This is a genomic window from Halogranum rubrum (genome assembly GCF_900114455.1).
Classification (GTDB): domain Archaea; phylum Halobacteriota; class Halobacteria; order Halobacteriales; family Haloferacaceae; genus Halogranum; species Halogranum rubrum.
Genome location: NZ_FOTC01000001.1, coordinates 992922 through 1006166, shown reverse-complemented (window position 1 = coordinate 1006166; position 13245 = coordinate 992922). Strand labels below are relative to the sequence as shown.

General features: G+C 62.8%; 17 protein-coding genes. 14 read left to right on the top strand and 3 right to left on the bottom strand.

The window, feature by feature from the left end:
- Positions 1 to 58: 58 nt before the first annotated feature.
- Both BM083_RS04825 and BM083_RS04820 read right to left on the bottom strand, forming a co-directional pair.
- The gene (locus BM083_RS04825; RefSeq protein WP_009375764.1) at positions 59 to 652 is read right to left on the bottom strand and encodes a DsrE/DsrF/DrsH-like family protein; all 594 of its coding nucleotides are present in this window, start codon (positions 650 to 652) and stop codon (positions 59 to 61) included.
- Between the two features lie 6 nt (positions 653 to 658).
- Positions 659 to 913 carry a sulfurtransferase TusA family protein gene (locus BM083_RS04820; protein ID WP_089866463.1) on the bottom strand — a complete coding sequence of 85 codons (255 nt, stop codon included), beginning with the start codon at positions 911 to 913 and terminating at the stop codon, positions 659 to 661.
- Between the two features lie 248 nt (positions 914 to 1161).
- Between BM083_RS04820 and BM083_RS04815 the strand changes: the two genes are divergently transcribed.
- From BM083_RS04815 to BM083_RS04770, 11 genes are all read left to right on the top strand, one after another.
- A complete protein-coding gene (locus BM083_RS04815) occupies positions 1162 to 2349 on the top strand; it encodes an MBL fold metallo-hydrolase (RefSeq protein ID WP_089866460.1) in 1188 nt (395 codons plus the stop codon).
- Positions 2350 to 2355: 6 nt separating this feature from the next.
- Entirely contained in the window at positions 2356 to 2829 is a 474-nt protein-coding gene (locus tag BM083_RS04810; RefSeq protein WP_009375771.1) for a YeeE/YedE family protein, read from the top strand.
- The gene (locus BM083_RS04805) at positions 2826 to 3299 is read left to right on the top strand and encodes a DUF6691 family protein (protein WP_089866456.1); all 474 of its coding nucleotides are present in this window, start codon (positions 2826 to 2828) and stop codon (positions 3297 to 3299) included. Before BM083_RS04810 ends, BM083_RS04805 begins: the two co-directional genes overlap by 4 nt.
- Before the next feature lie 75 nt (positions 3300 to 3374).
- Complete coding sequence (locus BM083_RS04800) at positions 3375 to 3785, top strand: helix-turn-helix domain-containing protein (protein ID WP_009375774.1); 411 nt, start codon at positions 3375 to 3377, stop codon at positions 3783 to 3785.
- 239 nt (positions 3786 to 4024) lie between these two features.
- Positions 4025 to 4174, top strand: coding sequence for a DUF7512 family protein (locus tag BM083_RS23145; RefSeq protein WP_009375775.1), 150 nt, complete (start codon positions 4025 to 4027; stop codon positions 4172 to 4174).
- A gap of 2 nt (positions 4175 to 4176) precedes the next feature.
- Positions 4177 to 5181 carry a sulfite exporter TauE/SafE family protein gene (locus tag BM083_RS04795; RefSeq protein WP_089866453.1) on the top strand — a complete coding sequence of 335 codons (1005 nt, stop codon included), beginning with the start codon at positions 4177 to 4179 and terminating at the stop codon, positions 5179 to 5181.
- 69 nt (positions 5182 to 5250) lie between these two features.
- Positions 5251 to 5655, top strand: a complete 405-nt coding sequence (locus BM083_RS04790) for a helix-turn-helix domain-containing protein (protein WP_089866450.1) — start codon at positions 5251 to 5253, stop codon at positions 5653 to 5655.
- Positions 5652 to 6917: a M20 family metallopeptidase gene (locus tag BM083_RS04785; protein ID WP_245756850.1), complete on the top strand. Its 1266-nt coding sequence runs from the start codon at positions 5652 to 5654 to the stop codon at positions 6915 to 6917. Before BM083_RS04790 ends, BM083_RS04785 begins: the two co-directional genes overlap by 4 nt.
- Positions 6918 to 7002: 85 nt before the next feature.
- Positions 7003 to 7347 carry a thioredoxin family protein gene (locus BM083_RS04780; protein ID WP_089866447.1) on the top strand — a complete coding sequence of 115 codons (345 nt, stop codon included), beginning with the start codon at positions 7003 to 7005 and terminating at the stop codon, positions 7345 to 7347.
- Between the two features lie 108 nt (positions 7348 to 7455).
- Positions 7456 to 7812 carry a thioredoxin family protein gene (locus BM083_RS04775; RefSeq protein WP_089866444.1) on the top strand — a complete coding sequence of 119 codons (357 nt, stop codon included), beginning with the start codon at positions 7456 to 7458 and terminating at the stop codon, positions 7810 to 7812.
- Between the two features lie 51 nt (positions 7813 to 7863).
- The gene (locus tag BM083_RS04770) at positions 7864 to 9195 is read left to right on the top strand and encodes a RimK family alpha-L-glutamate ligase (protein WP_177197539.1); all 1332 of its coding nucleotides are present in this window, start codon (positions 7864 to 7866) and stop codon (positions 9193 to 9195) included.
- Positions 9196 to 9200: 5 nt separating this feature from the next.
- On the opposite strand, the gene BM083_RS04765 is transcribed toward BM083_RS04770, so the two are convergent.
- Entirely contained in the window at positions 9201 to 10310 is a 1110-nt protein-coding gene (locus BM083_RS04765; protein ID WP_245756849.1) for an RNA ligase, read from the bottom strand.
- A gap of 123 nt (positions 10311 to 10433) precedes the next feature.
- On the opposite strand from BM083_RS04765, the gene BM083_RS04760 reads away from it, so the two are divergent.
- The 3 genes from BM083_RS04760 (at position 10434) to BM083_RS04750 (ending at position 13232) form a co-directional block, all read left to right on the top strand.
- Complete coding sequence (locus BM083_RS04760) at positions 10434 to 11108, top strand: RNA ligase partner protein (RefSeq protein ID WP_089866437.1); 675 nt, start codon at positions 10434 to 10436, stop codon at positions 11106 to 11108.
- A 78-nt stretch (positions 11109 to 11186) separates the two neighbouring features.
- Positions 11187 to 12620, top strand: coding sequence for a hypothetical protein (locus BM083_RS04755; RefSeq protein ID WP_143085680.1), 1434 nt, complete (start codon positions 11187 to 11189; stop codon positions 12618 to 12620).
- Positions 12621 to 12674: 54 nt separating this feature from the next.
- Positions 12675 to 13232, top strand: a complete 558-nt coding sequence (locus BM083_RS04750; RefSeq protein ID WP_089866431.1) for a sugar O-acetyltransferase — start codon at positions 12675 to 12677, stop codon at positions 13230 to 13232.
- Positions 13233 to 13245: the final 13 nt, after the last annotated feature.

Sequence of the window (13245 nt, the reverse complement as noted above, 5' to 3'; positions counted from 1 at the left end):
GAACCGGACACTACTCCACGCCGACGCGAACCGGCGGGGGGTCTGTGTTCTAGCTGCTCTAGACGAACAGTTGGACGTCCGCGTCGCCCATGAACTGCAGGGCGGTCGCGGCCCCGACGCCGGTGGTGACGCCGTCGTAGAAGTCGTCCTCGTCGTAGTCCATCAGGTCGATAGTCATCTGACAGGCCTGGAACTCGACGCCCATGTCGAGTGAGGTCTGGATGAGTTCCTCGATAGAGGCGGTGTTGTTGTCGGCGATCTTCTTGCGCATCATCTTCGTCGCCATCGAGTCCATCCCCGGAAGGGCGGCGATGGCGTTCGGCATCGGCATGTTCGGGTTGCCGACGGCGCTCAGTTTAAGGTTCTTCGAACGCTCCTCGTGGAGGATGTCGAGCCCCCAGAAGGTGTGGAACACCTGCACCTCCCACCCGAAGGCGGCGGCGGTGCTGGCGAGGATGAGCGGCGGGTAGGCCATGTCGAGGGTGCCCTTCGTCGCGATGATAGACATCTTCTTGGGGCCGTCGTCCGCCTCGACTGCCGCGAGGCTCGCCTCCAACTCCTCGATACGGGACTCTAACTCGGCGACGGTGGCGGCGTCCGGTTCGTCCACCGTCTCCGACGTGTCCGAGGCGGTTGAGGTGTCAGTACTCACGACGAATCACTCCGTCTTGCGGACGTAGTGGGTGTAGACGCCGTCGCCTTCGACCTGGTCGACGAGTTCGACGCCGTCTGTCGTCTCTGCCCACCCCTTGATGTCGCTCATGCTCCCCGAGTCGGTGGCGACGACTTCCAAGACGTCGCCCGTCGACAGGCCGTCGATGGCTTGCTTCGTCTTGATGACCGGCATCGGGCAGTTGGCTCCCTGTACGTCGAGCGTCTCGGTGACTTCACTGGAATCTAGTTCGCTGCTCATGGTTGGTCTGTCCGTTATTGGACGTACCACACAATATTGGTCTGAGCGATAAAAGTGTGTCGATAGATGGGACTTGTGCACATTATTCGAGTCGGTAGAGCGGGCGAGAGGGATGCTCAACGCGCGCTAAATGGAGTATTGGGCCGTAAATGAGCGGTTTGGAGAGAAAGGGAGCCAAGCGGTATTGTATAATCTTCAAAATACTATGCAAACTCTTAAGGCGAACGACCCGGTACAGTGGAGTGAAGATGAGCGATTCACAGTTCCCCGAACCGGACGTGGCAGTCGAGGCGATACAGCCGACGGAGCTCAAGGAGAAGGTCGACGCTGACGAGCCTCTGACTATCCTCGACGTCCGTGCGGAGAACGAGTTCGAGAAGTGGCGCATCGACGGCGAGAACGTCGACGTGCTCAACGTACCGTACTTCGAACTCCTCGACGGCGTCGACGAAGACCTGTTGGCACGCCTCCCCGAGGACCAACCGGTCGTCGTCGTCTGTGCGAAAGGTGGCTCCAGCGAGTTTATCGCCGGACTCCTGAAAGAGGAGGGCGTCGACGCGACGAACCTCGAACGCGGCATGAAGGGGTGGGCACGTATCTACGAGTACGCCGAACTCGACGTCGACTCCGAGGCGACCATCGCCCAGTACCGTCGTCCCTCCAGCGGGTGTCTCGCCTACCTCGTCGTTTCAGCGGGCGAAGCGGCCGTCATCGACCCGCTTCGAGCCTTCGCGTCGGAGTACGTACAGGACGCCCGGGCGCTCGGGGCCGACCTGACGTACGCACTCGACACGCACGTGCACGCCGACCACATCTCGGGTGTTCGGACGCTCGCCACCGAGACGGACGCGACCGCGATTCTCCCCGAACCCGCCGTCGCTCGTGGCGTCGACTACGACAGCGACTACGAGACGGTCGCCGACGGCGACGTGCTCACGGTCGGGAACGTCGACATCGAGGTGCTCCACACGCCGGGGCACACCTCGGGGATGACCTCCTACCTCGTCGACGGGACGGTGCTCGCGACCGGTGACGGACTCTTCACCGAGAGCGTCGCGCGTCCGGACCTCGAAGACGGCGACGACGGTGCGACCGACGCGGCACGGACGCTCTACGACACACTTCAGAATACGGTCCTCTCGCTCTCCGACGAGACGCTCGTCGCGCCAGCGCACTTTAGCGACGCCGCGACGCCTCGCGACGACGGTACCTACGGGGCGACGCTCGGCGACCTGAAGAGTCGGATGGACGCACTCCACATGGACAGAGACGAGTTCGTCGAGTTCATCCTCTCGGATATGCCACCGCGACCGAGCAACTACGAGGACATCATCGCGACGAACTTAGGCCAGCAAGACGCCTCCGACGAGGAAGCGTTCGAACTCGAACTCGGCCCGAACAACTGCGCCGCGAGTCAGGACGCGCTGACGAACTAAGACACGATGTTAGATATTGCGACGTTCTTTCCGAACGGAATCGGTCACTACGCGCTCGGGGGGCTCCTCATCGGTCTCGGAGCCACCGTCATCTACCTCGCCACGGGTATCATCGCTGGGGCGAGCACGTTCCTCGAGTCGACGCTGTCGTACGTGTCGAAGCTCCCTCGGTTCAACCAAGGGAAGTATCTCCGCTCGCGTGATTGGCGGGTCGTCTTCACCCTCGGCATCGTCGGTGGGGCGGCCATCTACGCGTTCCTGTTCAACGGCTGGTTTACCACCGAGGTGCAGTGGTGGCGACTGCTCGGCGGCGGCTTCCTCGTCGGCGTCGGCACGCGCCTCGGGAAGGGGTGTACCTCCGGCCACGGCGTCTGCGGTATCGGTTCGGCCTCGCAGACCTCTATCGTGAACGTCGTGACGTTCATGGCCGTCGCCATCGGCACGGCGCAGTTGGTGCAGGCGTTGGGGGTGAGTCCATGAGCACCGAGACGACCGACGAACGGCACCCGCTGTTCATGCCGGTGATTCTCCTCGGTGGGCTGGTCTTCGGGTTCGGCCTCGGTCTCAGCCAGATGGCCAAGCCGGAAGTCGTGTTGGACTTCCTCCAGTTCGACGACCTCGGCTTGCTGTTCGTGATGGGCGGGGCCGCCGCCGTCACCGCCGTGACGTTCGCCGTGGCGACGCGTCTGGACCGGACCGCACCGCTGACCGGCCGCGCGTACACCCGACGGCTGAAGTCGATGGACCGGAACGTCCTCGTCGGGGGCGGTATCTTCGGCGTCGGGTGGGGTATCTCGGGCATCTGTCCGGGTGCGGCCTACGCCAGCGTCGGTATCGGTAACCTCCCCATCCTGTGGGCAATCGGCGGAATGTTCCTCGGTGCGTACGCACAGGGGTATCTCCGAGCGCGTGTCTCGGGAGATTCGACGAGTGCCGTCGGTGCCGACTGACCGGCGGGTGTGCGCGATTGTGCACAGACTAGACAAGCCTTTTATCGCAGTAGGACTAGGTGATAGACAAGAAATATGGCTAACTCGATGAGCGAGCTGATTCAGCAGGATATGGAGTGTGAAGGGCTGCTGGAGTGTATGCACGGGCTAAAAGAACTCGACAAACGATGTTTCAGCGTGCTCACCGAGAGCGCAGAACCGCTGACCGTCGACGAAGTCGCAGAGCAAGTCGGCCGCGAACGGTCGACTGCCTATCGCTCCGTCCAGCGTCTCCTCCAAACGGGATTCATCCAGAAAGAACAGGTGAACTACGATCAGGGAGGCTACTACCACGTCTATCGCCCGACGAACCCCGAGAAAATCGCAGACAACATGCAGACCATGCTCAACGAGTGGTACGCGAAGATGGGGCAACTCATCCACGAGTTCCGCGACAAGTATCCGCAGTCGGAGCAGGCCGAGCAGTCGGTGACCGCCGAAAACTGACCGCTCTCGATTCTCGTTCAACTTTCAGTGACGCCACCAAGCCGTTCTGCGGCGTCGCCACTGCCGAAACGTCCACGACTGTCGGTTCCAACCTCGTTCACCCGTAGAGACCTTCTTCGACTACAGAAGTAGTATTGTACAGTAACCCCATAACTGTTAAGTCACTCTACCGGATACGAGGTAGTAGACAGAAAAGTATGATTCGTACAAAACCATGCACGAGTGAGGTGCGATAGTCGATGTTCGGAATCGAAGCGTTGTCTGGGTCGATGCAGGCGGTGGTCCTCGTCGGATTGGTCCTCTCCGAGGCCATCGCGCTATACGTCGGCTACGGCGGTCTCGTCCGTCTGGTCGGACCGACCGTCGTGAACGCCCTCGGTGGTGAGTAGTCGTGGAAGTCCTCGGAATCGGTCTGGCCCTCCTCGTTCTCTTCGTCGGGTTCGGGGTACTCATCGGCATCCTGTTCGGGTTCTTCGGAATGGGTGGCAGTTTCCTCGTCACGCCCGCACTCATCGTGATGGGATACCCCACGCGCGTGGCCGTTGGAAGCGGTCTCGCGTTCGTGTTCGGGACGTCCGTCATCGGTGCCCTTCGGCACCGCTCACTCGGACAGGTCGACTACAAACTCGCCGCGTTGATGACCGTCAGCGTGACCGCCGGCATCGAGGCGGGAAAGACAGTGGTCCTGACGCTCGAATCGATGGGACTCGCGGATACGGTCATCTCCGTTGCCTACGTTGGACTGCTGGGATTGGTCGGAGCGTTCGTCGTCTACGACTCTCGAGGGTCGTCCGACGACGAGGACGCCGACGCCGCAGACGACGAGGAGTCACCCGGACTGTTCAGCGGGATTCGTCTCCCGCCGATGGTGTCGCTGATGGGTGCGCCGTCGGTGTCGCTGTGGGTGATTCTGACCGTTGGCCTCGTCGTGGGCGTCCTCGCCGGGTTCCTGGGCGTCGGCGGCGGGTTCCTCTTGATGCCCGCGATGATGTACGGGTTCGGTGTTCCAGCAGCCGTCGCTGTCGGTACCGATATCCTCCAGATTACCATCTCGGGCGGCGTCGGGAGTTTCCTGTACGCCCAGTCGGGTGGTGTCGACCTGAGCATCGTCGCACCGCTCCTCGCTGGGAGCGCACTCGGTGCGCGTATTGGGACTGCCGCGACCAGTCTCGTCGACGAGGACGGTATCAAGATTTACTTCGGTCTGATGCTGGTGGGCGGGGCAGTCGCCGTCGCCGTCCGGCAGGTGGGAAACAACTACGGTCTGGACGTGCTGAACACGGTGAGTCTCGTCATCATCGTCGGGTCGGCGGTGCTCGTCAGCGGCGCTGTCGTCTACAACAGCGTCCGCGAACTCCGCCACCGACGCGTCGAACAGCAGCAGTCGTCTGCGTAGGGCATTAGTATTGCATAAAGTGTACAAGTAGTACACAACTATTTTGGCGGTTGGGGTCCAACAGAGAGTATGGCGAACTCGATGCGCGATTACCTCCGACAGGAGATGGAGTGCGAGGGGTTGTTGGAGTGCATCCACGGACTCGGTAACCTCGAACGTCGGTGCTTCCGGACGCTCGTCGAAGCGGCGCGTCCGACGACTGTCGACGAACTCGCGGCCGCCGTCGACCGGGAGCGGTCGACGACGTATCGTGCAGTACAGCGACTCTGTCAGCGTGGACTCGTCGAGAAGGAACAACAGTCCTACGAGACGGGTGGCTACTGCCACGTCTATCAGGTGGCCGACTCAGCGGGAATCGCCGACGACCTACAGCGGGCGCTCAACGACTGGTACGCGGAGATGGGGCACCTCGTCTACGAGTTCCGCGAGACGTACGCGAACGACCACGCCGGGGACCCGGCGGCGGACGAGTGAGGACGGTCGTGTCGTCGCTTCCGTCTCACCTCGGTCGGTATCTCGACGACAACCGCGAGAGACTCGTCGAGACGACGCTGGACCTCCTCGGGTTCGACACACAGAACCCCCCCGGCGAGACCGCCGACCTGATCTCGTGGTTCGCGCAGTCGTTCGACGCCGCCGGGTTCGAGACAGCGCGGGTCGCTGTCGACGCTGCAAAACCGAACCTCGTCGCGACGCTCCCCGGGGCGTCCGAACGCACGCTGTTGTACGTCGGCCACGTCGACACCGTCCCGTTCGACGCGACGAACTGGACGTACGAACCGCTCGGAGAACGCGTCGGAGACCGACTCTACGGGCGCGGCGCGACGGACATGAAGGGGCCGCTGGCAGCAATGTTCGTCGCCGCCCTGGCGTACGCCGAGACGGACACGACCCCGCCCGTGTCGCTGGCGTTCGCCGTCGTCAGCGACGAAGAGACGGGCGGTAGTGTCGGTCTCCCTGCACTCGTCGACGGCGACTATCTCACCGCCGACGCCTGCGTCATCGGTGAGACGACGTGCGAAGCAGGTCGGCACTCCGTCACCGTCGCAGACCGCGGCAGTATCTGGTTGACCCTCGAAGCGAGAGGGACGGCGGCGCACGGGTCGCGACCGATGCTCGGGACGAACGCAATCGACCGACTGTACGAGGCCGTGACGGCGCTCCGTGACCGACTCGGCGAGCGACCGCTCGACGTCGACGACGAGGTCCGAGCGACCATCGAGGAGTCGGTGGACTACTACGCGCCTCGCATGGGTGAGCAGGCGGCCCGAGTCGTGTTCGAGTATCCGACGCTCAACCTCGGGACGTTCGAAGGCGGTGAGGCGATAAACAGCGTCCCCGAACGGGCGCGAGCACGTATCGACATCCGCGTCTCGCCCGGCGTCGACACGCGAACCGTTCTCGAAGCGATTTACAGCCATCTGACGACGTTCGACGACGTCGTCGTCACCGAGAGCCGCTGGAGTCTCGGAACCGCCGTCGACCCGGAGAGTCCCGTCGTGGCGGCGACGACGTCTCTCGCACGTGAGGTCACCGGCGAACGAGTCTACAGACGGAGTGCAACCGGCGGTGGAGACGCCAAACGACTCAGAGAGGTCGGTATCCCGACAATCGAGTTTGCACTCGGCACCGACACCGCCCACGCCGTCGACGAGTACACCACTGTCGACGCCCTGACCGGGAACGCCTTCGTCTACACCGCACTCCCGTACGCGTTCGCCGACCGACTCGACTGAGCGAGTCGCCTCGTCTATCCACGTGTGCGTAATAGTGGGCAAACTGCACACAACAGTTATATCTACGGCGCACCTACTAGTCTCGATGACAGACGAACAAGCGACGCAGACCACGACACGGCCGCTCACGCTAGAGACTGCCGACGATTTCTCGACGGTCGTCACCGAACACGGCGTCGTCCTCGTGGACTTCTACGCCGACTGGTGCGGCCCGTGTCAGATGTTCGAACCGATTCTGGAGACGGTCGCACAGGAGACGCCGGCCACCGTACTGAAGGTCGACTCCGACCGGTTCCAGCAGCTCGCCGCACAGCACGGGGTCCGAGGGATTCCGACGACGGTACTCTATGCAGACGGCGAACCACGAGAGTCGCTCGTCGGCGTCCACCAGGCCGACGAGTATGCCAGTCTCATCGACCAGTACGCGTAGAACCGACACACGGGCCTCTCGACGGTCCGTCGACAGTAACAGCACGATTGTGGTACTCCGATGCACAACCCATCAACAGCTAACTCGTCGCCGACAGTAGCAGACAGTATGACCGACGCCGAACTCGGGACCAAGCCCCTCCGCCTCGCCGACCGTACCGCTCTCGACGACGCTATCGACGAACACGACCACCTCCTCGTCGAGTTCTACACCGACGGCTGTGGTAAGTGCAAGATGCAAGAGCCCATTCTCGGCAACGTCGCCCGTGTGACCGACGTGACAGTCGCGATGATAAACGCCTCGCACACGCTCGACCTCGTCGACGAACTGGAGATGCAGGGCGTCCCGACACTGGTGTTCTATCGCGAGGGCGAAGTCGTCGAGCAACTGTTCGGATACCACGGCACCGACGAACTCGTCGGCATCGTCGAAGACACTCGCCACCGAGCAGACGAGAGTTCGTGAGGTAGTTCGCGGGGCGACACCCTTTCGCTCACTCGTCGACTACGTTTCCGGATGGGACAGAGTCGCGTTCGGGTGGGGGTGTTGAGTCTGCACAACAGCAAGGAGACGAAGGCCATCCTCAACGCTGTCGACGCACTCGGTCACGTCCCCGAGTGGCTACGCGAGGAGAACACCGTCGTCCACTTCGCCGACGACGGCGTCCACCTGCGTCCGGACGTCGACGTCGTCGTCAACCGCCTCCTCCTGTCGAAGACGGACCACCCGCTCGAAGACCACGGTATCGCGCTCACCCTCCACGCCGTTCGGCCGATGCTCAACAGCCCAGACGCGACGAGTCGAGCGGCCCACAAGACGGCCGCGGCCGCCGTCTTGGCGCGAGCGGGCATCAGAACCCCCGAGACGGTGTTCGCACTCAGCGGGGACCTCCTCTCGGAGTTCCGCCCGTTGTTCGGTCCGAGCGCCGTCTACAAGACGGCCGTCGGCACCAACGGACGTGGAACGTGGTGCGTCGACGAACAGGAGTCGTTCACGGGAAAAGTCGGAACCAACCGTGCCTTCCTCCAAGCGTTCGTCGAGACGCCGGAGCAGCCACGTGACCTCCGCGTGTACGTCGTCGGCGACGAGGTTATCGGGTCGATGTTTCGGTACGCGCCGGAAGGCGACTGGCGAACCAACGTCGCTCTCGGCGGTACCGTCGAAGACGCGAGCGACGAAGTGACACCCGACCTGCTCACACTCGCCCGCGACGCGACGGCGGCGATGGGACTCGACTACGCGGGCGTCGACCTCATCGAGGGCGACGACGGGTGGTACGTCCTCGAAGTCAACCCGACGGCCGGGTTCAGAGGCCTCTATCGAGCGACGGGGACGAGTCCGGCCCCGTACATCGCTCGTCTCGCTATCGAACGAGCGGGTGGCACTGTCGACGAGGAGCGAGTTCGAGACTTGGCGGCGACACTGGACGACTCGGAACCGGCCTGCGCACCGACGCCGCTCTCGTACGTCTCCGACGACCCGGTCGTCATCGGTCTCACCGAGCGAGTCGTCGTCAGCGGGACGACGGGCACCGAGACGGTCGTCGGAAAGGCCGACACGGGTGCCGAACGGACGAGTATCGACATCCGACTGGCCGCCGAAATCGGCGCCGGGCCGATTCACACCGCGCGTCGCGTCCGTTCGGGCAGTGTCAAGAGTGGGCAAAGTCGCCCCGTCGTCGACGTCGTCGTCGGTATCGGCGGAACGCAACACACCGTCGCGGCGAACGTCGTCGACCGCGGACACATGACACATCCAGTACTCCTCGGTCGCGACATCCTCACACACTACCACCTCGACGTCAATCGGCGAGTCGACGACCGAGAAGAGTCCGGCGAGACCGAGTGAGTTGTCTACGCGTCGAACGTCTGGCCCGCGAGGTAGCTCTTGACCGAATCTGTCGTCGCCGCCGAGTGCTTCAGGAACGTGACGACGCGTTCTCCGTCGACCGTCTCGTCGCGCCGAATCGTCGTCCGCAACTTCATCCGGTCGAGATGCGCGAACAGCGCGTCGATAGCCTCGGGTGACCCACGAACGGTGTGTTCCTCGCCGGTCGATCCCTCCTCTCTCACCTCCCGAACGGCACCGATTGCGGGGAGGAGAATCGCCTCACCGAGCGACCGTGCTCGCTCGCGGGCCGCCGCGTCGCTCTCGCCGAACTCGACCGACTGAAACGCCTCGCGCATGATACGCGGAAAGAGAAAGTCGGGCCCGTAGTCGAAGGGGACGGCGAAGGCGTAGGCGAGCGACCCCTGATTGGCCGCAGACGTTGTGTACTTCAACTGTCTCCGACCGTCGAGAGACTTCATCACGACGCCCTCACGGTCCTCGTTCCCGAGTTCCTCGACGATGCGCCGAAGTTCTGGTACGGCTGTCTCAGGGTCGAAGACACCGAAGGACGTCGCCTGCGGGAAGCCGTAGGCGTCACAGAGCCGTCGCCGACGGTCCACGAGCAGCGGGTTTCCCGTCCGTCGGTGTCGAACGTCGAAGATGGAGACGTCGAGTGAGTCGACTGCCGGGTAGTCGTGGTCGGTGTAGGGACTCTCCGGACCGATCATCTCGCCGCAGAGCATCGACTCGGGATGGTCGTCGAAGAAGGGGTCGAGGTCGAGACGCTCGGAGACGGTGTGGGTGGTGAAGGGACAGACGTAGCCGCTGCGCGTGAAGGCCAACACCTCGCCGTCGAGTCGGGCGATGCGGACGTTGTACCCGTTGAGTTTCTCCTCGACGACGAACGGCCCGTCGAAGAACTGCGAGATACCGGGGTCGAGCACGAGTGTTCGCGAAATCTTCGGGAAGCCGCGGACCACCGTCTCACCGAACAGGACCGTCCCACGCTCGATACCGTGTCTGGTGTCCGTCAGATGGAGGTACGTTCGATTCCCGTAGGTCGCTCGCTCGAAGTGTTCGAGGACGTCGTCGGCCGCGGCGGGAGCCACGCCAAGTAACTCGTGGTTCTCCATGATATGAGAGAGCATAGCAATCGAATTAAGCGTTCGCTCGAACGTCGCTGCGGCGTGATTCTCGCGGAGCGTCGTCACTCCGTAGGCGAGAACGCTTTGTCAACGCGGCACAAAGACCTCACAATGGTCGAGCACCCACTGAAGCAACGGTTCGTCCTCGACACCTCCGTGTTCATCACGGAGGAGATTCGCGAGGACGACGAGGATTTGGCGGCCGCCGTCGACCGACTCTTGGACCTCGTCGCCCGAGCGAAACTCGAACTCAACATCTCCTGTTACATCCCGCCGTCGGTGTACGAGGAACTCACGGAGATGCTCGCCGACCGCAACGTCGACGAGGAACTGTTCGCGAAGCTCAACACGTGGGTCATCAAGAAGAACCCCGACCGGTTCGAAGTCACGATTCCCGCCGAAATCGTCTTTCGCTTCATCGACGAGATGAGCGACCGAGTCAACCGCGGACTCAGAGTCTCGGAGAAAGCAGTCAGAAAAGTCGAAGGGTCGCAAGGCAAACCGCTCGACGAACACGAACACATGACGGAGATAGACAAGGTCATCTCCGATCTCAGACAGGAGTACCGCTCGACACTCCGCCGTGGCGTCCTCGACTCTCGCGAGGACTTCGACCTGCTCATCCTCGCCCGCGAACTGGACGCCGGCGTCGTCACCGAAGACACCGGCATCATCGCCTGGGCCGAGGACTTCGGCCTGCGGTATCTGAAAGGGAGAGATTTCCCGTCACTTCTCCAGAAATACCTCGAAGCTACTAACGAGTCAAACGGTGGACAGCCCCGATAACGCTACCGAACATATCGTATTTGTTGATTGAATTGTTGGGTGACGTTTACATAGGAGAACCGCTTGGATAACGTAACGATGTCACCTCGTCCGACTCGGCGCCGGTTCCTCCGCCGAGTCACCTCGTTGTCACTGGTTCCGACCGGCCTCTCGGCAGTCGGGCGGGCGAGGGCCACGTCGAACCGACAGCAGTCACGGGTGTTCGACCCCGCCGTCCACGGGTTCGGCTTCCGGAACTGGGCGACGACGGACCCCATCGTTCCCAGCCACGACCACCGAGACGTGTCGGAGCGCGAAGTCAGACGGACCATCAAACGCGACTGGAAAGACCCACTGGAGAGCGTCTTCGACGTCGAGATGAGTGGGCTTCCCAGTACTCTCGTCAACACCATCGCCGAACAGGTGTACGTCACGGCGAACCAACTGTCTGCGACGAACGGCCACTGTTACGGGATGGTGTTCACGGCACAGCAGTACTTCGAGCGACCGGACACTCTCCCGTTCGACGTGGATACCGCAAGCGACGTGCGTCACCCGGAGGCACCCACGGAGCGCCCCGACTCGGGGCCGGTCGCCGAGGAGGTAGACCTCTATCAGACCACACAGGCACTGAGCCTCTACTCGTGGTTCGGCCGACGGAACCTCATCAACCCCGCGTGGATCGACTACGAACAGCAACTGACGAACCTCACCGCCGTCGTCGACGAACTCGGCACGGCGGGAATCACCCTGTACGACCCGAAGACGCGACTCGCACATCAAGCGCTCGTCTACGACTACGAACGGTCGCCGACTGGAGTCTCTCTCTCCCTCTACGACCCGAACTTTCAAGCACGGTTCTACAAGCGGAGCGCCAACCGACGGACGGCCAGGCTGTTCGTCGATACGACGGGCGACACGCCGACAGTCCAACCCTACAAGACCGGTTTTCGTGGACCGGGCTACGAGTCGTTCGACGGCTTCAGTGAGTTCGTCTACAACCGCTGGGACCGCATCATCCGCGCACGGAGCGACCCGGACACTCACCTCGCATCCGACGTGAGCCAAACAACCCTTCGGGAGCGCCTCCTCGCGCTGACGATGTTCACCGTCGACAGCGACGCCGTCGCCGTCGCCGTCTCCGGGCCTGACGGAAACCCAGTTTCACGTATCGCGTCGAACAACATGGACCGTCGTCAGACCGAGTGTCACGCGATGCGCTACCGCTACGGTGCCCCAGACGGCGAGTATCACGTGGCTATCACCGGCCAACGACCGACCGACTACACGCTGAAGACGGTGGCCGCCGACACGAGCGGTGAACTCTTCTCTTCGGCGGTGACGACATCGATAGCGGCCGGACAGACCCACGCGTACATCGTCACCGTCCCAGACACAGCCGACGGCGACGGAGCGTTGGAGCGTGGTACTGGGTCGATGCCCGAGTGGCAGAAGCTGGCAGCGGCGGCGGCCGCAGGCGGCGTCGTAGGTGCCGGCCTCGCCAACTACTACAGTAGTGGCGACGACAACTAACTCGGCAATCACAGTAGGCGACAGTTTATCTCACCACCCCGTGTGGGCGGATTCATGGACTCGGAGAAAGAGAAGATGCTCGCAGGTAACCTCTACGACGCATCGGACCCCGTCCTCGTCGAAGAGCGAGAACGAGCGAAACGCCTCACCCGGCAGTACAACGAGACGACGGAGACAGAACACGACCGACGCGAGGAACTCCTCTCTGAACTCTTCGGCTCCGTCGGCGAGAACTGCCACGTCGAACCGCCGTTCCGGTGTGACTACGGGTACAACATCCACGTCGGAGACTCGTTCTACGCGAACTACGACTGCGTGATTCTCGACGTGTGTGAGGTGACGTTCGGTGACGAGTGTATGCTCGCACCGGGTGTTCACATCTACACCGCGACGCACCCGCTCGACGCCGAGACGCGGGTGGCCGGGCCGGAGTACGGCGAACCCGTCGACATCGGTAGTCGAGTTTGGCTCGGTGGGCGAGCGGTCGTCAACCCCGGTATCACCGTCGGTGACGACGCGATCGTCGCGTCGGGTGCAGTCGTGACGAAGGACGTGCCGGAGAACGTCGTCGTCGGCGGTAACCCAGCACGAGTCGTCAAAGAACTCGACTGAGTTCGACCGGTGA